Raw genomic sequence first — 22,401 nt, 5'->3', positions numbered from 1 at the left:
GCATCAATGCTAATGCAGGCCGCATAGTGTAACAACGAGGCAATGTCATGACCCAATCTATCACTCCAGCGCCAAGCGCTTCGGTCGCTGTTTCTAAAGAAAATATTGTGAATCAAAAAACTAAAATTAATCTGTTAGATTTAAATCGTAAACAGATGCGTGAGCTTTTTGTCTCTATGGGCGAAAAACCTTTCCGTGCTGACCAAATTATGAAGTGGATGTACCACTACTGTTATGACGATTTTGATCAAATGACAGACATCAACAAGGTGTTACGCAATAAATTAAAAGAAATTGCTGAAATTAAAGCACCTGAAGTGTCTGAAGAACAACGTTCAACAGATGGCACGATTAAATGGGCAATTAAGGTTGGCGATCAACAAGTAGAAACGGTGTATATCCCAGAAGATGATCGTGCAACGTTATGTGTTTCCTCACAAGTAGGGTGCGCTTTAGAGTGTAAATTCTGTTCAACTGCACAGCAAGGCTTTAACCGTAATCTAAAAGTGTCTGAAATTATAGGGCAAGTTTGGCGTGCAGCTAAAATTATTGGCTCATTAAAAGAGACAGGGCGTCGTCCTATTACTAACGTTGTTATGATGGGAATGGGAGAGCCATTACTAAATTTAAATAATGTTATTCCAGCGCTTGAAATCATGATGGATGATTTTGGTTTTGGTTTATCTAAACGCCGAGTCACCGTATCTACATCTGGCGTTGTACCTGCATTAGATAAATTAGGTGATGCCGTTGATGTTGCTTTAGCTATTTCATTACATGCGCCAACGGATGACATTCGTGATGAAATCGTTCCAATTAATAAGAAATATAATATTGAAATGTTTCTTGAAGGTGTTCGTCGCTATATTGCCAAATCAAATGCGAACCAAGGGCGTGTTACTATTGAGTATGTCATGCTTGATCATATTAATGACAGTACAGAACAAGCTCATCAATTAGCCGATCTTTTAAAAGACACGCCGTGCAAAATTAACTTAATTCCTTGGAACCCGTTCCCAGGAGCGCCATATGGGCGTAGTTCTAATAGTCGCATTGACCGTTTTTCTAAAGTATTAATGGAATATGGCTTTACAACGATTGTGCGTAAAACACGTGGTGATGATATTGATGCTGCGTGTGGGCAATTAGCGGGTGATGTTATTGATCGCACAAAACGCACGCTGAAAAAACGCCAGCAAGGTGAACTAATTTCAGTAAAAGCAGTCTGATACAGTTGGAGATCTCTTTCTTTGTGAAGTGTATTACATAACTGCAATGTAGAGAGAACAAGGATGAATATATTTAAGGAATATAACGATGATAAGGATATCATCAGTAATTATAATTATTGGCTTGATGTTATTGACATTAGGTTGTCAATCGTCAGCCAATCAAGAACGTGTTGCTGTGTCGATACGTTTACAATTAGGTGATGCTTATTTAGCTGAAAGACAATACCAAATAGCGCAATATCATTTTCAAAAAGTGTTATCGGTGATGCCAAATCACCCCGATGCTAATTTAGGAATGGCGTTAATATCGCAGTTATTGGGAAATTCTATTCAAGCGTTAGATTATTACAAATTAGCGATGAAGTCGAAGCCAGTAAATGTTAATGTATTAAGGCGTTACGGTAATTTCCTTTGTGAACAAAAACTATTAAACGATAATAGTGTGTCAATTGAGGATATACCGCCAGATTATTTGGTCTGTCAGCAAAATTTTCATAAAATATCAAAAAATTCGCGGTGATACGTTAAGGTACTTTGTGCTTTTGCGAGTTCATCAATGTTAAACATCCAATAGCCACAGTGCCTAGATTGCTAATGAATACTGAAAACAAAACCGAAGAAGTGAAATTAACAGCGGGTCAACTTTTACGTCAGGCACGAGAAAAAGTAGGGCTAACACAACAAACTGTTGCTGATCGACTTTGTTTGAAGTTATCAACAGTTCGCGAAATTGAAACAGACTCTGTTTCTTCTGATATTGCACCAACCTTCTTACGCGGTTATATGCGCTCTTATGCTAAGTTAGTCGGCGTTCCTGAAAAAGAGATCCTTGGTTTTATCGACCAACAAGCCCCAGTTAAACAAATTAGAATGACAACCACGCAAAATTACTCATTAGGTAAACGTCACAAAAAACGTGAAGGTTGGCTAATGAAAATTACGTGGGTGATTGTTATTGTAATGGTGGCGCTCGTGGGCGTTTGGTGGTGGCAAGGTCATCAGGCAGATCAACAAGAATTAGTCTCTATGGCATCACAAGACATAGGGCAAAATAGTACACAAGAAAACACCAACACGGTAGATTCCCCATTAGCAACCTTAGATAATACGTCAACATCTGAAGGTGATAATTTACAAGTACCTGCATCGCCATTAGTCGATAATCAGGAAAGTAATGTTGCTACATCACCAACAACTGAAACGACGACACCTGCACCAACAGAAGTCAAAACAGTTCCATTACCTGTATCACCGCTAACTACATCGACGACTTCTCGTGCAAATTTAACACAAGAATCAGCGTCATCAGAAGTACCTGCAATAGCGAATCAACTCGTGTTAATGTTTGATGGAGAATGTTGGTTAGAAATTCGTAATGCCCAAAATAAAGTCTTATTTAATGGTATTAAGAAAGCGGGTGATCGTTTGGAATTTGATGGTGAGCAACCTTATAAACTAAAAATAGGCGCACCTTCTGTTACTCGTTTACAGTTTAATGGTGAATCAATTGATTTAAGTCGTTTTACTGGAAAAATAGCAAAAATAACAGTACCGAGCGCTTAATCTGACTACACATTTGAGCAAGCATGGAAGCATGGGAGAATTAATCAATGCATAAAGAATCACCTATTATTCGTCGCAAATCGACTCGAATTTATGTTGGTAATGTTCCTGTTGGCGATGGCGCACCTATCGCCGTACAGTCGATGACGAATACACGAACAACAGACGTAGAAGCGACTGTTCGCCAGATAAAATCTCTGGAACGTGTTGGGGTGGATATTGTTCGTGTTTCTGTACCCACAATGGATGCTGCGGAAGCATTCAAATTAATCAAGCAACAAGTCAATGTGCCTTTAGTGGCTGATATCCATTTTGACTATCGTATTGCATTAAAAGTGGCTGAATATGGTGTTGATTGTTTGCGTATCAACCCAGGTAATATTGGTAGTGAAGATCGTATCCGCCAAGTTGTTGATTGTGCTCGTCACAACAATATTCCTATTCGTATTGGCGTAAATGGTGGTTCACTTGAAAAAGATATTCAAGAAAAATATGGTGAACCTACACCTGAAGCGTTAGTTGAATCAGCAATGCGCCATGTGGATATTCTTGATAGATTGAATTTTGAACAATTCAAGGTCAGTGTAAAAGCCTCTGATGTTTTCCTTGCGGTTGACTCTTATCGCTTATTAGCAAAGAAAATAGATCAACCTTTGCATCTTGGGATCACAGAAGCCGGAGGCGCAAGAGCGGGATCAGTTAAATCTGCAATCGGTCTTGGGATCTTATTATCAGAAGGTATCGGCGATACACTAAGGATCTCATTAGCGGCCGATCCGGTTGAAGAAGTTAAAGTCGGCTTTGATATTCTTAAATCTTTACGTATTCGCTCTCGCGGTATTAACTTTATTGCTTGTCCAACATGTTCACGCCAAGAATTTGATGTGATTGGAACAGTTAATGAATTAGAACAGCGTTTGGAAGATATCATCACACCTATGGATGTTTCTATTATTGGTTGCGTGGTTAATGGGCCGGGTGAAGCTGAAGTTTCAACGTTAGGTGTAACAGGTGCTAAAACCCGCAGTGGTTTTTATGAAGATGGCGTAAGACAAAAAGAACGTCTTGATAATGGTAATATGATTGATTTATTAGAAGCGAAAATCCGTGCTAAAGCGTCAATGCTTGATGATAGTATGCGTATAAATATAAATCAGTTGGATAAATAATACTCAAAAAACAGGCTCATTAATCAATGAGCCTGTTTTACTCTTGATTTCACATTGAATACTGATTGATTTCGCTTCTATAATCAGCCTAACAATCAACTAATAACTATTAGAGAAGAAAAGTGGCACAAAAAATCCAAGCCATTCGTGGTATGAACGACTATCTACCTGCTGACACTCGTGTATGGCAGAAAATTGAAAATACGCTAAAACAAATTTTGGCTGGTTACGGCTTTAGTGAAATCAGAACACCTATCGTAGAGCATACCCCTCTATTTCAGCGAGCAATTGGTGAAGTTACCGATGTTGTTGAAAAAGAAATGTATACTTTTACCGATCGTGGTGAAGATGCACAAAGCCTGACATTACGTCCAGAAAATACTGCGGGCTGTGTACGTGCAGGTATCGAACATGGTTTGCTTTACAATCAAGAACAGCGTTTATGGTATTTAGGGCCTATGTTCCGTTACGAGCGTCCTCAAAAAGGTCGTTATCGTCAATTCCATCAGTTAGGTGCAGAAGTCTTTGGTCTACAAGGTCCAGACATTGATGCTGAGTTAATTATGTTAACGGCGCGCTGGTGGAAAGCATTAGGTATTTCAGAACACGTAACATTAGAACTTAACTCTATTGGTTCGTTAGAAGCACGTGCTAAATACCGTGAAGCGTTAGTTGCCTTTTTAGAACAGCATGTTGACCAGTTAGATGAAGACTGCAAACGTCGTATGTATTCTAATCCATTGCGCGTTTTAGACTCAAAAAATCCAGAAATTCAGACTTTATTGAATGATGCGCCTGAACTTTTTGATTATCTTGATGACGAATCAAGAGCGCACTTTGATGGTCTTTGTGCATTATTAGATGCTGTAGGTATTACATATCGTGTTAACCAGCGCTTAGTGCGCGGTTTAGATTATTATAACCGTACTGTTTTCGAGTGGGTTACCAGCGCATTAGGTTCACAAGGTACCGTTTGTGCCGGTGGACGTTATGATGGACTTGTAAAGCAACTTGGCGGGCATCCAACACCAGCAGTTGGTTTTGCAATGGGTATGGAGCGCATGATTTTATTAGTTCAAGCGGTTAACCCTGAATTTGTTGCAGATACCAATGTGGCTGATGTTTATCTTGCTTCTTTTGGTGAGAAGAGCCAAAACGCAGCATTAATACTTGCTGAAGAAATTCGTGACCAATTACCCACATTACGTTTAATGACGAATCATGGTAATGGTAACTTTAAAAAGCAGTTAGGGCGTGCAGATAAACAAGGCGCTAAAATTGCGCTGATTTTAGGCGAAGATGAAATTAATGCCGGCACCGTTGCAGTGAAAGATTTGCGTTCAGGAGAACAAACAATCGTTGCTCGTCATGAGCTAGCTCAGCAATTGACTCTGTTATTAGGTTAAGGAGAGACTTGTGGAAGTGTATAGCACCGAAAACGAACAAGTTGATGCAATTAAACAGTTTGTAAAAAATTACGGTTTAACCATTGTTTTAGCCGCAGTTATTGGGTTTGGTGGTGTATTTGGTTGGAAATATTGGCAATCACATCAAACAAATCGTTTACAAGAAAGTGCAAGTGCTTTTGCAACAGTGAGTGAAGCACTCGCAAAACCGACACCAGAAAATATTGCATTAGCTGAAAAATTTGTTACTGACACGAATGATGTTTATGGCGCGTTAGCGTCGTTAGAACTTGCACAAATTGCTATTGATGCTAATGACTTAGTTAATGGTGAACGTCATCTGACAACGGCTGTTGCAAAAGTAAAAAATGATGCATTTGCAGATATGCTTCATCTTCGTTTAGCTCGCGTACAATTAGCATTGGATAAAACTGATGCAGCTTTGATTTCGTTAGAGCAAGTGAAAGGCAAAGCATGGAATGGAATGAAAAATTATATCCGTGGTGATGTATTAGCGAAAAAAGGCGATAACGCAGGTGCTGCAGCAGCCTACCGTAGCGCATTAACCGATGAAAATACGGGTGCTATTCGCTCACTGGTTGAACTTAAACTCAATAATTTATCCAATTAAAGGGATCTTCAGACATGCAACTGCGTAAAACTCTCCTGGTTGGTCTACTAGCATCTGCTTTATTGGCAGGGTGTTCTAGTGAACAGGATAATGTGACAATGTCTCCATTACCTGAGGTGCAGAGCCAATTTACACCTAGAGCTGTTTGGGACAAATCAGTTGGAAATGGTATTGGTAAATACTATTCTCATTTGTCACCAACATGGGATGGCTCAGTTGTCTATGTCGCTGATCGCCATGGCTTAGTTAAAGCGTTAGATTTGGACACAGGGAAAGAGCTCTGGTCACAAGATCTCTCTATCAAAACTGGTTTTCTTTCATCCAATGAATCCGCATTACTTTCTGGTGGATTGACTGTTTCAGGTACTCGTGTTTTTGTGGGAACTGAAAAAGCAAAAGTCTATGCGTTGAATACTGATGATGGTTCTATTGATTGGGAAACCGATGTTGCAGGCGAAGCCATTTCAAAACCTGTTGTTAGCGATGGGTTAGTGCTTATCCATACGAGTAATGGCTTATTGCAAGGATTGGATTTATTAACTGGCGAAATATCATGGACGGTTAACTTAGATACACCATCATTATCTCTTCGTGGTGAATCTGCGCCAGCTGTCGCTTATGGTGCTGCAATTATTGGTGCAGATAATGGACGTGTTAGTGCCGTTGTTCTTTCTCAAGGACAGTTGATTTGGCAACAAAATATTTCACAAATAAAAGGCTCTACTGAAATTAGCCGATTAAGTGACGTGGATATTACACCGATTATTGATGAAAATACCGTATATGCAATGGCGTATAACGGTAACTTAGTTAGCCTTGATATGCGTTCTGGGCAAATTCTTTGGAAACGCGATTTAGGTTCAGTCAATGATATGGTGCTACTAGGTGATACCCTTTACCTTGTTGACCAAAATGACCGTGTTTTATCTGTTCGTAAATCAGATGGTGTGACATTATGGACACAAGAAGATTTGCTACATCGTAATTTAACCGCACCGGCTATTTTTGATGGCTATTTAGTGGTTGGTGATGCAGAAGGTTATCTCCATTGGATTGATACCACGACAGGTAAATTCATTGCACAAAACGAGGTAAATAGCTCCGGTTTATTAAGTCGCCCTCAAGCGGTTCAAGATAAGCTGATGATCCAAGCTCGTGACGGTAAGCTTTACCTTTATAGTCGGTAATTCATTACTGACAAATCTATTTATTTTACGGCTCCTTTAAAGGAGCCGTTTCGTCTTTTTAGTAATTACATGTAAAATGCAATCAGAATTATGATTGTATTTTTATGAGGCATCAAAAAATGATACCCGTTATTGCCTTAGTAGGGCGCCCTAACGTGGGTAAATCCACGTTATTTAATCGACTAACACGCACCAGAGACGCATTAGTTGCTGATTTTCCAGGCCTGACTCGTGACCGTAAATATGGCCGTGCAGAGTTAGAAGGTGAAGAATTTATTATTATTGATACTGGTGGTATTGATGGTGCTGAAGAGGGTGTTGAAACCCATATGGCATCACAATCATTACAAGCAATTCAAGAAGCTGACATTGTATTATTTTTAGTTGATGCGCGTGCCGGTTTAATGCCTGCGGACCAAGGTATTGCTAAACACCTGCGAGGTGTTGAGAAAAAAACATATTTAGTCGCGAATAAAACTGATGGTATTGATATTGATACTGCGTTAGCAGATTTTTATTCCTTAGGTTTGGGTGAAATTTTCCCAATTGCGGCCTCTCATGGTCGTGGTGTTGCTCAATTAATTGAACAAGCATTATTACCTATTACAGGGAAAGTGGTTGAAGAAGAAAAAGAGCTGACGGAAGAAGAAGAAAATGCAGCTTATTGGGCTGCATTAGAAGCAGAACAAGAAGCGCAAGCGTTAGAAGAGGAAGAAGATGACTTCGATCCCTCTACATTACCAGTAAAATTAGCGATTGTTGGTCGTCCTAATGTGGGTAAATCAACACTGACAAACCGTATGCTTGGTGAAGATCGTGTTGTCGTTTACGATATGCCAGGTACAACACGTGACAGTATCTACATTCCTATGGAGCGTGATGATAAAGAATATATCATCATCGATACAGCAGGTGTTCGTAAGCGCGGTAAAGTGAAAGAAACAGTAGAAAAATTCTCTGTTATTAAAACATTGCAAGCCATTGAAGATTCTAACGTTGCATTGTTGGTTATTGATGCGCGTGAAGGTATTTCAGATCAGGATCTCTCATTATTAGGTTATATCTTGAATGCAGGTCGTTCATTAGTGATTGCTGTTAATAAATGGGATGGCATGACACAAGACGATCGTGAACAAGTAAAAGCCATGCTTGATCTTAAGCTGGGCTTTGTTGATTTTGCGCGAGTTCACTTTATTTCTGCACTACATGGCAGTGGTGTAGGTAATCTTTTTGAATCTATTCAAGAAGCTTACGTTTGTGCGACGCGTCGCGTAGGCACATCAATGCTTACTCGTATCATGAAAATGGCAGAAGATGATCACCAGCCACCAATTGTTCGTGGACGTCGTGTAAAAATGAAATACGCACACGCCGGTGGTTATAATCCACCTGTTGTGGTTATTCATGGTAATCAGGTAACTGATTTACCTGATAGCTATAAGCGTTATTTGATGAACTATTTCCGCCGTACTTTACAAGTCATGGGTACGCCAATTCGTATTCAATTTAAAGAGGGTGAAAACCCTTATGCGGATAAGAAAAATAAATTAACTGTTTCTCAAATGCGTAAACGTAAGCGCTTAATGTCACATTTGAAGAAATCAAAGTAAGTTAATTTAGCATCAAAATAAGAACTGAGTTCAATTTATAATGAGCTCAGTTTTTTTATATCTAAAGATTATTAATTAACTAACATCTTTTCTATGATGAGTTGATCCATGATGGGTTTGTTCATCACTCGTCATTGTCGCTATATTATTTATTACATATTGAATAAAATCCTCAATTACACCAATAAAACTTCTCTTTAATAGAATTAGTAGCTAGTTTTCAAGGAGTTTTAGTTATTGAATTGCTATTTTTCCTGCGTCATAAATTCTTATTTATGATAAAACTAACCATGGTTCATGGAGTGATAAATTTTAAAGTGACTAAGGGTTATGGCGTCTCGTATTTCATAAATAATTAATTTTACGATTTCAATAAATGCTTAAAATAAGAGTGATTCTTATTTGTTTTAATGAGCCCGCTATCTTGAAAAAATATATTATTACTGTGTCTGTTTTTGTTCTTTCATCTTGTGCTACCCCAGAAAAGTGGGAAGCAAACACCATCACCCCCTCTCCTTTCGAGATTGCTAAAAATATGTGTATGCAAGAAGCTAAAGTGCGATTTCCCGCTAGATATGTGGCTTCACGTCATCCTTCTTTTGCTCCAATGAGAATAAATGGTAAAGATATTCCAAGTTCAGGAGCAGGAACTTCTTTTCCTTCTGATGCTAATCAATGGCAACGTAGGGATTATTTTAATACCTGTATGAGAGGGGAAGGCTGGGAAAATAAAAACAAAGTCACAGGATTACTGGCTTTTTTGTTTAATTAATTTTAGAAAATAATTTTACATTTCTCGTTTTATTTCAGTAAAGCCACTTGCTAAAGTGGCTCTATATTTAATGATTTATTGCCTTTATACCCACTCTTTTTGGATCAAAAAGTTACTGTATAGTTTTGCTTCTGGAGTATCTGGCTCGGGCGAATAATCATATTCAAAACGGACTAAAGGTGGCATAGACATTAAGATTGACTCTGTTCTTCCTCCACTTTGTAGCCCAAATAATGTCCCTCTATCCCACACCAAATTAAACTCAACATAGCGACCACGGCGATAGAGTTGGAATTGGCGCTCACGCTCTCCCCAAGGCATAGATTTGCGTTTTTCAACTATCGGTAAATAAGCATCAAGATAACCAAGGCCGACACGTTGGACAAACTCGAAACAATGGTCAAAATCTGGCGTATTTAAATCATCAAAGAAAAGTCCGCCCACACCACGGGGTTCGTTGCGGTGTTTAATATAAAAGTAATCATCACACCATTTTTTATAACGTGGGTAATAATCTTTACTAAAAGGGGTACAAACGGATTTAGCAACTTTATGCCAATGAATGACGTCTTCTTCAAATCCATAATAAGGTGTTAAATCAAAGCCTCCGCCAAACCACCAAATGGGCTCTTCGCCTTCTTTTTCAGCAATAAAAAAGCGTACATTAGCATGAGAGGTTGGAATATAAGGATTAAGTGGATGAATAACTAATGAAACACCCATGGCTTGAAAACGACGTCCTGCTAATTCGGGGCGATGTGCTGTCGCAGATTTAGGGAGTGATTCACCATAAACATGTGAAAAATTAACACCCGCTTGTTCAAAAAGTGCGCCATGGGTTAACACGCGAGTACGGCCTCCGCCTCCTTCTTTTCTTTCCCAATTATCTTGCTGAAAGGTCGCTTTTTGGTCTATGTTTTCAATAGCGCGACAAATCGAATCTTGTAGCGATAAGAAAAATTTCTTAACGTGATGAATATCAGGTAAATTCATAATAACCTATAATTTTTATCATATTTATTAGAAATAAAGTTCCGTATTATCTATGTTCTCATTTTCAAGTTGATTCATAAACCAAACAAGCGATAATAAATTCAGATTTATGTGAACAATAATAGGCAAAACCATGGAAATACGTGTATTTCGCCAAGATGATTTTGAGGCAATCATTACACTTTGGGAGCGTTGCGACTTAATCTCGCCAGAGAATGATCCCGAAATTGATATTGAAAGAAAAATAAACCATTCACCTGACTTATTTCTGATTGCAGAAGTGGCCGGTGAACTTGTGGGCAGTGTGATGGGGGGCTACGATGGTCATCGTGGATCTTTATACTATTTAGGCGTTCATCCAGACTTTCGTGGCAGGGGCATTGCGAATGCATTGATCTCTCGATTAGAGAAAAAACTGATCGCGAAAGGATGCCCACAAATTACATTAGTTGTACCTGAAGAAAATGATGCAACGATTTGTATGTTCGAAAAATTGTTGTATGAAGATCAAAACCAAGAAAGCACAACTTATACTAAACGGTTAATTGTCGATCAGGATTTCGATCTCTAACTCTGTAATAAGCCCTCGATGTTTGAGGGTTATTCTTATTTTTGTGTTTTTTTTTCTCTATTCCTATTCATGCACGTCATTCTCTTATTTTATCCATAAAATCTGATATTACTTTTACTGTGGAACAAATGAAGATATAGAGGGTCGTAACTAGGCTTTCTTTTTCATGGGGTATTTGGCGTTAAATTAAGTAATGCTTTGTTATGCCAATTTATTGTGGGTGGTTTTGCCTGATGATTGAGGTGAAGTAAAGAGTAAGATAAGGTGTGTCTAATAACATTATTATCTGTTTAATAAGTGATGAAAAAGTTTAACGGAGAAACAAATGATGCCTAAGTTTTGGTTGCCCTTGTGTTTAAGCACAAGCGTTCTGCTATTAAGTGGCTGTTCATCCATGGGAGGAATGTCTTTTTCAGCGCTAAATCCGATGAACTGGTTTTCAAATGATACGCTAACCGTTTCTGCTAATGGATTGGGTCATATTACAAGTTCAACAAAAATAACTGAAAATGATATTAAGAATGAGCTAGGGAGCCGTTTTCATTATCGTGAAGGAATGGAAATGCAAGGTAGTGATATTATCGTTGTTGTTCAAGGTCTAGAAGATAATAAAATCCAAGTAGCTTTCTACGGTAAAGAAAAAGGGACTGTTGAAAAAATAGACGTTTTTGATGCAAAAGCCACAACAGATTGGGGTACTACAATGGGGACACCCTTTAAAGATATCTATAAAAAAGCGTTTGGTGTATGTAGCAAAGGCCCTAAAGATGAAAAACAAAGAACCATTTTATGCCAATCAGAACAAGCTAAATCAGTGAGTTATGTTTTTAGCGGACAGTGGGATGGTCCAGATGGGTTAATGCCACCTGATGAAGTTTTATCTAATTGGACATTGACGCAAATTATTTGGCAAAACAAATCACCTTCACGCTATTCCCTATAATATAAGGAAGATTTTATAATCAGACTGTCTGATATTTGTTAAAAGGCAAATCTTCGGGAAAAAACATTCGATATAATTAGCTTTATTCCGAGCGTTTTGATTATTGATTAGGGAAGCAATATGTCTCATGCACAAAGTGGCATTTTAGTCGCACATAGTAAATTTGGTCTTTTTATTGAAGCAATGGTCGTGGGTGAATTAGACTCTCTGCGTGAAGGATGTCAAAAATTCATGCAATCATTATCTGATTTACAAAAGCAATTTCCTGATGCATCACTAGGTGCAGTTATCGCATTTGGCTCAGATCTTTGGAAAAGACTGTCAGATGAAAATAGTGCACCAGAACTAAAACCTTTTCGCCCTTTAGGTAAAGGTTTAGCACCTGCAACACAACGTGATCTTCTTATTCATATTCAATCAATGCGTCATGATGTGAATTTCTCATTAGCACAAGCTGCAATCGCCGCTTTTGGTGATGCGATTAAAGTTGAAGAAGAAATTCATGGTTTCCGCTGGATAGAAGAACGTGATTTAAGTGGATTTATTGATGGAACAGAAAATCCACAAGATGATGAACGTTATGGGGTTGCACTAATCAATGACGGTGTTGATGCTGGTGGTAGTTATGTTTTAGTTCAGCGTTATGAGCATAACCTGAAAAAATGGGCTCGTTTTAGTGAATCAGATCAAGAAAAAATGATCGGTCGTACTAAAAAAGACAGCGTTGAGCTTGAAGAATCTGAGCGTAATGTAACATCTCATGTTTCTCGTGTTGTGATTGAAGAAGATGGTGAAGAATTAGCCATTTTACGTCACAGCCTACCTTATGGTACAGCAAGCGGTAAACATGGTTTATATTTCCTAGCTTACTGTGGTCGTTTATATAACATCGAGCAGCAACTATTGAGTATGTTTGGGGAATTAGATGGCAAACATGACGATCTATTGCGCATGAGTAAACCTGTAACAGGAAGTTATTATTTCGCACCTTCTTATGAAGTATTAAAAGCACTGTAATCATTATTTAGTGCTCAATAAGTTTTTATGGATAAAATGCCTGCTTTTAAAGCAGGCATTTTTGTCTGAATTTTTTTCACGTTAATGGCAATTGATGCAAATTTAATTAATTAGCTTGAGTTCTATTCATTTTTAATAGCTTATAGTTATATCAAATAACAAAAGCTAACTACACTGTTATAAATAAAGTCGATAGAGTAACCATTAGAATAAAACTTACAATGATGGGTACTTTTGATGAAGAAAAACACAATTAGAACCTTTGCATTACAAGCAACCGCAGCATTGTCTTTGGTTGTTAGTAGTTATGCTGGGGCTGCTCAATTACTTAATAGCTCTTACGATATCGCAAGAGAGTTATTCACACAGCTAAATAGCGATTTTAAAACGCAATGGGATGCTCAACATCCTGATGATAAAGTCACCATCAAACAATCACATGCAGGCTCATCTAAGCAGGCACTTGCGATATTACAAGGTTTACCCGCAGATGTAGTGACCTATAACCAAGTTACAGATGTGCAAATTCTGCATGATAAAGGCAAATTAATTCCTGCTGATTGGCAACAACGCCTTCCTAATAATAGCTCGCCTTATTATTCCACTATGGCGTATTTAGTACGCAAAGGAAATCCAAAGAACATTACTTCATGGGAAGATTTAACGCGTGAAGATGTCAAAGTGGTTTTCCCTAATCCTAAAACATCAGGTAATGGTCGATATACCTATTTAGCTGCATGGGGAGCTTTTGAAAAAGCTTATGGCAATGATGAGAAGACACAAGAAGCGATGAAGAAATTCCTCAAAAATGTTGAGGTATTTGATACTGGAGGACGTGGTGCAACAACTTCTTTTATCGAACGCGGACTGGGGGATGTTCTGATCAGTTTTGAATCTGAAGTGAATAATATTTGCCAGCAATATGGTGAAGATGAATATCAAGTTATTGTGCCACCCGTAGATATTCTAGCTGAGTTTCCAGTCGCTTGGATTGATAAAAATGTGCAACGTAATGACACAGAAACATTGGCAAAAACTTACCTCAATTATTTATACAGTCCTAAAGCACAAGAGATCATCACGCAATTTAATTATCGCGTAAATGATAAAGCGGTCATGGCGCAAAAATCCGCACAGTTCCCAGCAACATCATTATTTACGATTGAAGAGGTATTTGGTGACTGGAATAACGTGATGAAAACACATTTCACGACAGATGGCATGCTTGATAAGTTGTTAGCGCAAGGACGTCAATAATGTTTATTACAGCCAGCAAACGGGTATTACCAGGATTTGGATTAAGTTTAGGTGGAACACTGTTTTACACCTGCTTGATCTTACTGTTACCAATGAGTGCGCTGGTTGTACAACTTTCTGATATGAGTTGGTCTCAGTATTGGGCGGTAATAACGCATCCCCAAATTGTGGCTGCCTATAAAGTCACATTACTCGCAGCAGGCGTTGCCAGTATTTTTAATGCAGTATTCGGTATGTTGCTTGCGTGGATCATTACTCGTTACCGTTTTCCAGGTAGACAACTGCTTGATGGTTTAATGGATTTACCTTTTGCTTTGCCTACGGCTGTTGCTGGCCTCACGCTTGCGACGCTTTTTTCAACACAAGGTTGGTACGGTTTTGTATTGGATAAATTTGATATCAAAGTTATTAATACATGGATTGGGATAGCTGTTGCGATGGCTTTTACCAGTTTACCTTTTGTTGTAAGAACCGTTCAGCCAGTGCTTGAAGAATTAGGTCCTGAGTATGAAGAAGCTGCTGAAACGCTAGGGGCAAGTCGTTGGCAAACTTTTCGTAAGGTTGTATTACCCGAGTTATCACCAGCACTAATCGCAGGAACTGCACTCTCTTTTACGCGCAGTTTGGGAGAGTTTGGTGCTGTGATTTTTATTGCTGGCAATATTGCATGGCAAACAGAAGTCGTCTCCTTGATGATTTTTATTCGATTACAAGAATTTGATTATCCTGCGGCAAGTGCCGTTGCTTCTGTGATTTTACTTGTTTCATTAGTCTTACTGTTTTCAATTAATGGATTGCAAAGCCGATTTGGCCAACGGTTGAGGGGGCATTGATGTCAGATATTATGCAACAACGCTCTGTTGATCGTCGTAAAATTGATTGGGTGAAGTGGGGACTAATCCTTACAGGCGTTGTGTTATCCATTTTATTTTTAGTTGTGCCTATTGCGTGGATCTTTATGACCGCGTTTTCAAAAGGTATTGAAATATTTACGGAGAACTTATTGGACAGCGATATGTTACACGCTGTCTGGTTAACCGTACTCATCGCGTTAATTACCGTACCTGTCAATATGTTATTTGGTGTCAGCATGGCATGGCTCGTCACGCGTTTTCGTTTCCCGGGGCGCCAGCTATTAATGACATTGATTGATATTCCATTTGCAGTGTCTCCAGTGGTTGCTGGATTACTTTATCTGCTTTTTTACGGTAGCAATGGATGGGCAGGACAATGGTTATCTCAGTTTGATATCCAACTTATGTTCTCATGGCCAGGAATGGTATTAGTTACGGTATTTGTCACTTGTCCTTTTGTGGTGAGAGAACTGGTACCAGTGATGATGAGCCAAGGCAGTCAAGAAGATGAAGCCGCCGTGTTATTGGGAGCGAGCGGTTGGAAAATGTTTTGGCGAGTGACGTTACCAAATATTCGCTGGGCATTGTTATATGGCGTGGTATTAACCAACGCTAGGGCCATCGGTGAATTTGGTGCAGTTTCTGTGGTTTCTGGTGCTATTCGTGGCGAAACCTATTCATTACCGTTACAAGTTGAATTACTGCATCAAGATTACAATACCGTTGGGGCATTTACTGCGGCTGCATTACTCGCCATGATGGCGATATTCACCTTAATGTTTAAAAGTGCATTGCAATGGCATTTAGCTCGTCAGCAATGACATCATATTTTCACAAAGTAGAGGCAAAATATGAGTATTGAAATTAATAGTGTCACAAAATATTTTGATCGCACTGAAGTGTTGCATGATGTCAACCTTGATGTAGCCTCAGGTGAAATGGTAGCACTGTTAGGACCTTCAGGATCAGGTAAAACAACACTATTACGCATTATTGCAGGGCTTGAACATCAAACCCAAGGAAGTATTCGTTTCGAAGAGGAAGATGTTAGCCGATTACATGCGCGAGATCGTAAAGTTGGTTTTGTTTTTCAGCACTATGCACTGTTTCGTCATATGACGGTATTTGAGAATATCGCCTTTGGTTTAACTGTATTACCTCGACGAGAGCGACCTAATAAAGAAGTTATCCATAAAAAAGTGCAACAGTTGCTAGAGATGATCCAGTTGCCTCATTTAGCACAACGTTATCCAGCACAATTATCAGGCGGGCAAAAACAGCGTGTTGCTTTAGCAAGAGCTTTAGCTGTTGAACCTCAAATCTTACTACTAGATGAGCCTTTTGGTGCTTTAGATGCCAAAGTAAGAACTGAATTACGTCGTTGGTTACGGGAGCTTCATGAAGAGCTTAAATTTACCAGTGTCTTTGTCACTCATGATCAACAAGAAGCAATGGAAGTCGCTGATCGTATCGTGATTATGGGAAATGGTAAAATAGAGCAAGTAGGGACACCACAAGAAGTATGGCAATCACCTAAAAGTCGCTTTGTTTTAGAATTTTTAGGTGATGTGAATCATCTAAAAGGTGAAATTAATGGTGCTCAATTACAGATTGGGGGATATCACCTGCCATTATCTGTGACACCGCTTTATCAAGGTTCTGTTGATGTATTTTTACGTCCTTGGGAAATTGCATTAAGTGTACATGCTAATAGTGTTTGTCGATTGCCGGTTAAGGTTATTGAGGTATCACCAAAAGGGCATTATTGGCAGTTAATTTTACAGCCATTAGGATGGAGCGAAACACCTATTACCGCGGTCTGGAATGAAATTTCTTCGGTGCCAACAAAAGGAAATACCTATTATATGGGAGGTGCCCAAGCTCGTTTATATAAGGGGGATACTCCCTTAAATACGGTATCGTTAGCCTATACCGCCTAGTTCTACTATTAAGAGATCGCTTTATCTCACTCTTTTTCACCCATGCTTATTTCTGGCATGGGTGTTTTGGTTTCTATGAACGTGAAAAGACTTATCGAATTACATTAATATTATTGCGTTAATAAGTTAAATGTGATTTCTTCATTAATACAGACAAACAAATGAGCAGGGACTTATTGTGGCAGGGTTAGAACAATTTATTGGTAATACACCATTAGTCAAATTACAACGACTTACACAAGAGGTAGACGCTGAAATATGGGTTAAGCTTGAAGGTAATAACCCTGCAGGTTCAGTAAAAGACAGAGCAGCATTATCGATGATTGAACAAGCGGAATTACGTGGTGAAATAAAACCGGGTGATACGCTGATTGAAGCAACCAGTGGTAATACAGGTATTGCTTTAGCGATGATTGCGGCGGTAAAAGGCTACCGTTTAAAACTGTTAATGCCGGAGAATATGAGTAAAGAGCGTCAAGCTTCTATGCAAGCTTATGGTGCAGAGCTTATTTTAGTGAGCCGTGAAATCGGTATGGAAGGTGCGCGAGATCTCGCACAACAGATGGAACAACAGGGTGAAGGGAAGGTATTAGACCAATTTAATAACCCAGATAATCCAAGAGCTCATTTTATTTCTACTGGTCCTGAGATTTGGCAACAAACACAGGGTCGTATTACGCATTTTGTTTCGAGTATGGGAACAACAGGTACGATCACGGGTGTGGGAAGTTACTTAAAAACACAATCTGATAGCGTGCAAGTTATTGGCCTTCAGCCTGAAGAGAAAAGTCAAATTCCAGGTATTCGTCGTTGGTCACCTGCTTATTTGCCGGGAATTTTTAAAAAAGAGCTGGTGGATAGGGTGATAGATATGTCACAAATCGAAGCAGAATCAACGATGCGCCTTTTAGCAAGTCAAGAGGGTATCTTCTGTGGTGTAAGTTCTGGAGGCGCTGTTGCTGGCGCTCTGCGCGTTGCAAAAGAAAATCCAGGCGCCGTGATTGTAGCGATTGTGTGTGATAGGGGAGATCGTTATTTGTCGACGGGTGTTTACTCGTCATAATTCAAGTTGTAGCGTTGTTGACTGCTTTCATTCGCACTAGTCACATACTGATGTATGCTCCTAGCGACTCATTTACTTGTTGCTTAGCTATACCTTGAATTATTTAGAGTAATAACATCGTCGAATGCGTTAGAGTATTTTTTGTTTTTAGGTTTTTGAATAAATAAAAAAACCGCCACATAGGGTGGCGGTTTTAATAGAGAACATAACAGAAGATTATTTTTTAATCTGAATAATAACGGTTTCACCAACAGTAACTGGGCCTGTCATTTTGGTTAAACCTTGAATTTCATCCATATTAGAAATAACAACAGGCGTTAGAACTGATTTTGCTTTTTCTTCTAATACAGCCAGGTCAAATTCTAAAATAGTATCACCTACTTTTACTTGCTGCCCTTCTTCAGCGATACGTTTAAATCCTTCGCCTTTCAGTTCAACAGTGTCAATACCGAAGTGGACAAATAACTCGATACCGTTGTCAGACTCAATAGAGAAAGCATGGTTAGTCTCGAAAATTTTACCGATAGTACCATCGACTGGTGCAACAATTTTATTACCAGCAGGTTTGATAGCAATACCGTCACCTACGATTTTTTCAGCGAAAACAACATCAGGAACATCTTCGATATTGACAATTTCACCTGAAAGTGGTGCAACAATATCAATCGTGCCACTGCCTTTCTTTTCCTCTGAAACCAGTGATTTTAATTTATCAAACAGACCCATGAATCTTCTCCTAATTATTTTAGTTGGGACCGGGCTCTGGCTAATGTGATTAGCACAGTGTTTTTTCTTTAGTAAAAGTTTCTACTAAGTCCATTAATTCCTTTGCAGTAGGCTGAGCAAGTGCTTGCTCTGCTAGTGCTCTTGCATCATCGTAATTCGCATTGCGGATCACTTTTTTGATGCGAGGAATTGATATAGCACTCATACTAAACTCATCTAATCCCATGCCTAGAAGTAGCAACGTTGCTCGCTCATCCCCAGCAAGTTCACCACACATTCCAGTCCATTTACCTTCAGCATGTGATGCATCAATCACCTGTTTTATCAGGTTAAGTACGGCAGGTGACATCGGATTATATAGATGAGATATCAGCTCATTTCCACGGTCTACAGCCAGAGTATATTGTGTTAGATCGTTAGTCCCAATACTGAAAAAGTCAACTTCTTTTGCCATATGGCGAGCCATAACGGCAGCCGCGGGGGTTTCTACCATGACACCGACTTCGATGGACTCATCAAAAGCTTTGTTTTCTTCACGAAGTTGGCTTTTCAATATTTCAAGTTCTGCTTTCAATGCTCGGATCTCTTCAACAGAGATAATCATTGGAAACATAATGCGTAGTTTACCAAAAGCAGATGCTCTTAAGATAGCACGTAATTGCGAATGAAGGATCTCTTTACGGTCAAGACAAATACGAATTGCACGCCAACCTAAGAATGGGTTCTCTTCTTTGGGTAGGTTCATGTAAGGTAAGTCTTTATCGCCACCAATATCCATAGTACGAATAATAACCGCTGGGCTACCTACTGCTTCTGCTACCGCTTTATAGGCTTGGAATTGCTCATCTTCTGTTGGTAAAGAGTCTCTATCCATAAATAAAAACTCAGTACGATACAGACCAACGCCTTCAGCACCGTTACGCTCGGCACCGGCAACATCACGGACTGTACCAATATTAGCGCAAACTTCGACTTGGTGCCCATCAAGTGTAATGGCGGGTAAATCTTTGAGTTTGGCTAATTCTTCTTTTTCGTGTAGATACTCTTCTTTGATAATTTTTAATGCTTCGAGTTCTTCGTCGGATGGATTAATGATGATTTTGTTATTAATTGCATCAAGAACAAGATAATCGTCTTTTTTAATGGTTTGTGTAGCATTAGATGTGCCCACGATGGCAGGGATTTCTAATGAACGTGCCATGATAGAGGTGTGTGATGTTCTACCCCCTAAGTCAGTGATAAAACCTAATACATTGTCTAAGCTGAGTTGTGCGGTTTCTGAAGGGGTTAGGTCTGTCGCCACTAAAATCACTTTTTCTGAGATAGCACTCAAATCGATAATTGGCATTTCTAAAATATTACGCATTAAGCGTTTACCAATATCACGAACGTCGGCAGCACGTTCTTTTAAGTATTCATCGTCTAAAGCTTCTAAGGCAGTTGCTTGATCTTCAATAACAGATTGAACTGCGGCTTCAGCCGTTTTTTTGTCACTCTTGATGAGAGTGATAATTTCTTGCTCTAACTCTTCATCTTCTAGCAACATGATATGGCCTTCAAAAATCTCGGCTTTATCCGCACCAAGATTTTTTTCAGCACGCTCTTTAATGATTTCTAGTTGTTGTGCAGATTTGTTGCGACCATCTTTAAAGCGTTCGATTTGATTCTCAATTTCATCACTTTGGATCTTACGTTGGCTAATGATGATGGGTTCTTCTTTTAGGAGAAGGGTTTGACCAAATGCGATACCGGGTGATGCTAAAATTCCTGAAATCATAATTTATCCTACGACTTGCTGGTGATAATCTTAAAAGAATAGGATTGCAAAATACTGTTGTTTTAAAATCATCATTGGAAGTTAACTCCCCTGAATGGTTTCAGGGGAATAAATACTGTGCTAATACTTAATTGCGAATTATTCTAATTCCGCCATTAATTTTACCAGTGCTTCAACGGCTTGCTTTTCATCTTCGCCTTCAGCAGAGATAGTCACTACAGTACCTTGGGTCAAACCTAAAGTTTGTAATTTAAAAAGACTCTTAGCACTAGCAGATTTACCACTAGAGATAAGAGTGATATCAGAAGAGAACGTTTTGGCTTCTTTTACAAATTGTGCCGCAGGACGAGTATGTAAGCCGTTTGGTGCTGTAATAGTAACTTCTTGCTGGTACATAGGATTTTTTTCCTTTTATAACTCAATTGTTCACATTAAGTCAGGACTTAGTAAGTGTAGATGAATTTGTCCTGCTTTGCGTAGCAATATCAGATAATATTAAGTCATGATGTGTCATCTGATAAAAATAGTGTTCAGGAAAATAAAAGAGTGTAATTTTATCATCTCGATTATTTTCTGATTAATTTCGACCTTCGAAATAATTAATTGATTAAATACTAAACTCGAAGGAATAAATCACCTATCTGGATGACAAAGTTTGATCTCTACCACAAAAAAAGCACCTTTAAGGTGCTTTTTTAATAAATATTTTACAATTGAGATGATGCGATTTAGCTATCAGAAATATCAGCAAAAAGTGGGGTACTTAAATATCGCTCACCTGAAGAAGGCAAAATTACCACGATTTCTTTGTTGGCAAATTCGGGTTCTTTTGACAATTTTACGGCTGCCGCAATTGCTGCTCCAGAAGAAATACCCGCTAAAATACCTTCTTTGGTCATTAATTCTCGCGCAGTGTCAAAAGCTTCTTCGTTTGTGATCTGAATCACGCGATCCAGTAACGATAAATCTAGGTTTTCAGGGATAAAACCGGCACCAATACCTTGGATTTTATGAGGGCCTGGTTTAATTGCTTCACCCGCTAAGGCTTGTGTAATAACAGGAGAACCAGTTGGTTCAACAGCAACCATTGTCACCGCTTTGCCTTTAGTTTTTTTCAAGTAACGGCCAATTCCCGTAATCGTACCACCAGTACCGACACCTGCAATCACCGCACCGACTTCACCATCAGTGTCGCTCCAAATTTCAGGGCCTGTGGTTTTCTCATGAATTTCAGGGTTAGCTGGATTACTAAATTGCTGTAGCAAAAGATAACGACTAGGATCGCTATCACGAATTTCATTGGCTTTATCGATAGCTCCTTTCATGCCTTTTGCGCCATCAGTGAGTACTAAGTTGGCACCTAGTGCTTTGAGTAGTTTTCGACGTTCAACACTCATGGTGTCAGGCATGGTTAAGGTTAATTTGTATCCGCGTGCAGCTGCAACATAAGCAAGTGCAATCCCTGTATTGCCACTTGTTGGCTCTACAAGCTCAACACCTTCTGTTAGGATGCCTTTTTTTTCTGCATCCCAAATCATGTTGGCACCGATGCGGCATTTCACACTAAAGCTTGGGTTACGAGATTCCACTTTAGCTAGAATGTTACCATTTCCGAAATGCTTTAAGCGAATTAAGGGAGTGTGTCCAATAGTTTGCGAGTTGTCTTCGAAAATCTTGCTCATTTTTATCC

At 39.1% G+C, this 22,401-nt stretch carries 22 protein-coding genes; 17 read left to right on the top strand and 5 right to left on the bottom strand.

All coding sequences use genetic code 11. The features are described from left to right. Positions 1–47: 47 nt before the first annotated feature. The 9 genes from GWI97_RS15760 to GWI97_RS15720 all read left to right on the top strand — a co-directional run bounded on the left by GWI97_RS15760 (position 48) and on the right by GWI97_RS15720 (position 9,570). Positions 48–1,229 carry a bifunctional tRNA (adenosine(37)-C2)-methyltransferase TrmG/ribosomal RNA large subunit methyltransferase RlmN gene (locus GWI97_RS15760; RefSeq protein WP_036935419.1) on the top strand — a complete coding sequence of 394 codons (1,182 nt, stop codon included), beginning with the start codon at positions 48–50 and terminating at the stop codon, positions 1,227–1,229. Positions 1,230–1,317: 88 nt separating this feature from the next. After that, complete coding sequence (locus tag GWI97_RS15755) at positions 1,318–1,752, top strand: hypothetical protein (RefSeq protein WP_036935421.1); 435 nt, start codon at positions 1,318–1,320, stop codon at positions 1,750–1,752. A 74-nt stretch (positions 1,753–1,826) separates the two neighbouring features. Further along, a complete protein-coding gene (gene rodZ, locus GWI97_RS15750; RefSeq protein WP_036935423.1) occupies positions 1,827–2,795 on the top strand; it encodes a cytoskeleton protein RodZ in 969 nt (322 codons plus the stop codon). A 47-nt stretch (positions 2,796–2,842) separates the two neighbouring features. Further along, positions 2,843–3,964, top strand: coding sequence for a flavodoxin-dependent (E)-4-hydroxy-3-methylbut-2-enyl-diphosphate synthase (gene ispG / locus GWI97_RS15745; RefSeq protein WP_036935425.1), 1,122 nt, complete (start codon positions 2,843–2,845; stop codon positions 3,962–3,964). A 122-nt stretch (positions 3,965–4,086) separates the two neighbouring features. Continuing rightward, positions 4,087–5,370: a histidine--tRNA ligase gene (gene hisS, locus GWI97_RS15740; protein ID WP_087803284.1), complete on the top strand. Its 1,284-nt coding sequence runs from the start codon at positions 4,087–4,089 to the stop codon at positions 5,368–5,370. 10 nt (positions 5,371–5,380) lie between these two features. Then, positions 5,381–6,001: a YfgM family protein gene (locus GWI97_RS15735; protein WP_036935429.1), complete on the top strand. Its 621-nt coding sequence runs from the start codon at positions 5,381–5,383 to the stop codon at positions 5,999–6,001. A 14-nt stretch (positions 6,002–6,015) separates the two neighbouring features. Then, the gene (gene bamB, locus GWI97_RS15730; RefSeq protein ID WP_036935431.1) at positions 6,016–7,188 is read left to right on the top strand and encodes an outer membrane protein assembly factor BamB; all 1,173 of its coding nucleotides are present in this window, start codon (positions 6,016–6,018) and stop codon (positions 7,186–7,188) included. Positions 7,189–7,307: 119 nt separating this feature from the next. Then, positions 7,308–8,798, top strand: a complete 1,491-nt coding sequence (gene der, locus GWI97_RS15725) for a ribosome biogenesis GTPase Der (protein ID WP_087803286.1) — start codon at positions 7,308–7,310, stop codon at positions 8,796–8,798. A gap of 376 nt (positions 8,799–9,174) precedes the next feature. Continuing rightward, positions 9,175–9,570, top strand: coding sequence for a hypothetical protein (locus GWI97_RS15720; protein WP_224215364.1), 396 nt, complete (start codon positions 9,175–9,177; stop codon positions 9,568–9,570). An 84-nt stretch (positions 9,571–9,654) separates the two neighbouring features. On the opposite strand, the gene hemF is transcribed toward GWI97_RS15720, so the two are convergent. Beyond that, positions 9,655–10,563 carry an oxygen-dependent coproporphyrinogen oxidase gene (hemF, locus tag GWI97_RS15715; protein WP_036935435.1) on the bottom strand — a complete coding sequence of 303 codons (909 nt, stop codon included), beginning with the start codon at positions 10,561–10,563 and terminating at the stop codon, positions 9,655–9,657. Positions 10,564–10,696: 133 nt separating this feature from the next. Here hemF and GWI97_RS15710 point away from each other — a divergent pair, with 133 nt between their 5' ends. The 8 genes from GWI97_RS15710 to cysM all read left to right on the top strand — a co-directional run bounded on the left by GWI97_RS15710 (position 10,697) and on the right by cysM (position 18,208). After that, positions 10,697–11,134 carry a GNAT family acetyltransferase gene (locus GWI97_RS15710; protein WP_036935437.1) on the top strand — a complete coding sequence of 146 codons (438 nt, stop codon included), beginning with the start codon at positions 10,697–10,699 and terminating at the stop codon, positions 11,132–11,134. Between the two features lie 325 nt (positions 11,135–11,459). Beyond that, complete coding sequence (locus tag GWI97_RS15705; RefSeq protein ID WP_224215363.1) at positions 11,460–12,077, top strand: RpoE-regulated lipoprotein; 618 nt, start codon at positions 11,460–11,462, stop codon at positions 12,075–12,077. 120 nt (positions 12,078–12,197) lie between these two features. After that, a complete protein-coding gene (locus GWI97_RS15700; RefSeq protein ID WP_161752134.1) occupies positions 12,198–13,094 on the top strand; it encodes a Dyp-type peroxidase in 897 nt (298 codons plus the stop codon). Positions 13,095–13,331: 237 nt separating this feature from the next. Then, positions 13,332–14,351, top strand: coding sequence for a thiosulfate ABC transporter substrate-binding protein CysP (gene cysP, locus GWI97_RS15695; RefSeq protein WP_087803290.1), 1,020 nt, complete (start codon positions 13,332–13,334; stop codon positions 14,349–14,351). After that, positions 14,351–15,184, top strand: a complete 834-nt coding sequence (cysT, locus tag GWI97_RS15690; protein WP_036935443.1) for a sulfate/thiosulfate ABC transporter permease CysT — start codon at positions 14,351–14,353, stop codon at positions 15,182–15,184. Before cysP ends, cysT begins: the two co-directional genes overlap by 1 nt. Then, the gene (cysW, locus tag GWI97_RS15685; protein ID WP_087803292.1) at positions 15,184–16,026 is read left to right on the top strand and encodes a sulfate/thiosulfate ABC transporter permease CysW; all 843 of its coding nucleotides are present in this window, start codon (positions 15,184–15,186) and stop codon (positions 16,024–16,026) included. Before cysT ends, cysW begins: the two co-directional genes overlap by 1 nt. A gap of 30 nt (positions 16,027–16,056) precedes the next feature. Next, positions 16,057–17,145 carry a sulfate/thiosulfate ABC transporter ATP-binding protein CysA gene (gene cysA / locus GWI97_RS15680; RefSeq protein ID WP_036935447.1) on the top strand — a complete coding sequence of 363 codons (1,089 nt, stop codon included), beginning with the start codon at positions 16,057–16,059 and terminating at the stop codon, positions 17,143–17,145. 178 nt (positions 17,146–17,323) lie between these two features. After that, on the top strand, positions 17,324–18,208 hold the full coding sequence (cysM, locus tag GWI97_RS15675) for a cysteine synthase CysM (RefSeq protein WP_036935449.1): 885 nt from the start codon (positions 17,324–17,326) through the stop codon (positions 18,206–18,208). 216 nt (positions 18,209–18,424) lie between these two features. Here the strand turns inward: cysM and crr are convergent, their stop codons facing one another. From crr to cysK, 4 genes are all read right to left on the bottom strand, one after another. Continuing rightward, positions 18,425–18,934, bottom strand: coding sequence for a PTS glucose transporter subunit IIA (gene crr / locus GWI97_RS15670; RefSeq protein ID WP_036935451.1), 510 nt, complete (start codon positions 18,932–18,934; stop codon positions 18,425–18,427). A 49-nt stretch (positions 18,935–18,983) separates the two neighbouring features. Beyond that, complete coding sequence (gene ptsI, locus GWI97_RS15665) at positions 18,984–20,711, bottom strand: phosphoenolpyruvate-protein phosphotransferase PtsI (protein WP_036935453.1); 1,728 nt, start codon at positions 20,709–20,711, stop codon at positions 18,984–18,986. A 138-nt stretch (positions 20,712–20,849) separates the two neighbouring features. Continuing rightward, the gene (gene ptsH / locus GWI97_RS15660) at positions 20,850–21,107 is read right to left on the bottom strand and encodes a phosphocarrier protein Hpr (RefSeq protein WP_006533407.1); all 258 of its coding nucleotides are present in this window, start codon (positions 21,105–21,107) and stop codon (positions 20,850–20,852) included. Between the two features lie 332 nt (positions 21,108–21,439). Then, entirely contained in the window at positions 21,440–22,393 is a 954-nt protein-coding gene (cysK, locus tag GWI97_RS15655) for a cysteine synthase A (RefSeq protein ID WP_161752133.1), read from the bottom strand. Positions 22,394–22,401: the final 8 nt, after the last annotated feature.

Origin of the sequence: Proteus sp. G2300 (assembly GCF_009915965.1) — a bacterium.
In the GTDB taxonomy this organism is placed as follows: Bacteria; Pseudomonadota; Gammaproteobacteria; order Enterobacterales; family Enterobacteriaceae; genus Proteus; species Proteus vulgaris.
Note: the sequence above shows the minus strand (reverse complement) of the source record. Positions and strands in the feature narration are given on the sequence as shown.

What these genes read in the sequence shown, in the direction of transcription:
- crr (WP_036935451.1), bottom strand. Translation starts at nt 18,934, where the DNA reads ATGGGTCTGTTTGATAAATTAAAATCACTGGTTTCAGAGGAAAAGAAA.
- rodZ (WP_036935423.1), top strand. Translation starts at nt 1,827, where the DNA reads ATGAATACTGAAAACAAAACCGAAGAAGTGAAATTAACAGCGGGTCAA.
- cysW (WP_087803292.1), top strand. Translation starts at nt 15,184, where the DNA reads ATGTCAGATATTATGCAACAACGCTCTGTTGATCGTCGTAAAATTGAT.
- cysT (WP_036935443.1), top strand. Translation starts at nt 14,351, where the DNA reads ATGTTTATTACAGCCAGCAAACGGGTATTACCAGGATTTGGATTAAGT.
- bamB (WP_036935431.1), top strand. Translation starts at nt 6,016, where the DNA reads ATGCAACTGCGTAAAACTCTCCTGGTTGGTCTACTAGCATCTGCTTTA.
- cysA (WP_036935447.1), top strand. Translation starts at nt 16,057, where the DNA reads ATGAGTATTGAAATTAATAGTGTCACAAAATATTTTGATCGCACTGAA.
- ispG (WP_036935425.1), top strand. Translation starts at nt 2,843, where the DNA reads ATGCATAAAGAATCACCTATTATTCGTCGCAAATCGACTCGAATTTAT.
- GWI97_RS15755 (WP_036935421.1), top strand. Translation starts at nt 1,318, where the DNA reads ATGATAAGGATATCATCAGTAATTATAATTATTGGCTTGATGTTATTG.
- cysK (WP_161752133.1), bottom strand. Translation starts at nt 22,393, where the DNA reads ATGAGCAAGATTTTCGAAGACAACTCGCAAACTATTGGACACACTCCC.
- GWI97_RS15700 (WP_161752134.1), top strand. Translation starts at nt 12,198, where the DNA reads ATGTCTCATGCACAAAGTGGCATTTTAGTCGCACATAGTAAATTTGGT.
- GWI97_RS15710 (WP_036935437.1), top strand. Translation starts at nt 10,697, where the DNA reads ATGGAAATACGTGTATTTCGCCAAGATGATTTTGAGGCAATCATTACA.
- GWI97_RS15760 (WP_036935419.1), top strand. Translation starts at nt 48, where the DNA reads ATGACCCAATCTATCACTCCAGCGCCAAGCGCTTCGGTCGCTGTTTCT.
- ptsH (WP_006533407.1), bottom strand. Translation starts at nt 21,107, where the DNA reads ATGTACCAGCAAGAAGTTACTATTACAGCACCAAACGGCTTACATACT.
- der (WP_087803286.1), top strand. Translation starts at nt 7,308, where the DNA reads ATGATACCCGTTATTGCCTTAGTAGGGCGCCCTAACGTGGGTAAATCC.
- GWI97_RS15720 (WP_224215364.1), top strand. Translation starts at nt 9,175, where the DNA reads ATGCTTAAAATAAGAGTGATTCTTATTTGTTTTAATGAGCCCGCTATC.
- hemF (WP_036935435.1), bottom strand. Translation starts at nt 10,563, where the DNA reads ATGAATTTACCTGATATTCATCACGTTAAGAAATTTTTCTTATCGCTA.
- cysP (WP_087803290.1), top strand. Translation starts at nt 13,332, where the DNA reads ATGAAGAAAAACACAATTAGAACCTTTGCATTACAAGCAACCGCAGCA.
- ptsI (WP_036935453.1), bottom strand. Translation starts at nt 20,711, where the DNA reads ATGATTTCAGGAATTTTAGCATCACCCGGTATCGCATTTGGTCAAACC.
- GWI97_RS15705 (WP_224215363.1), top strand. Translation starts at nt 11,460, where the DNA reads ATGATGCCTAAGTTTTGGTTGCCCTTGTGTTTAAGCACAAGCGTTCTG.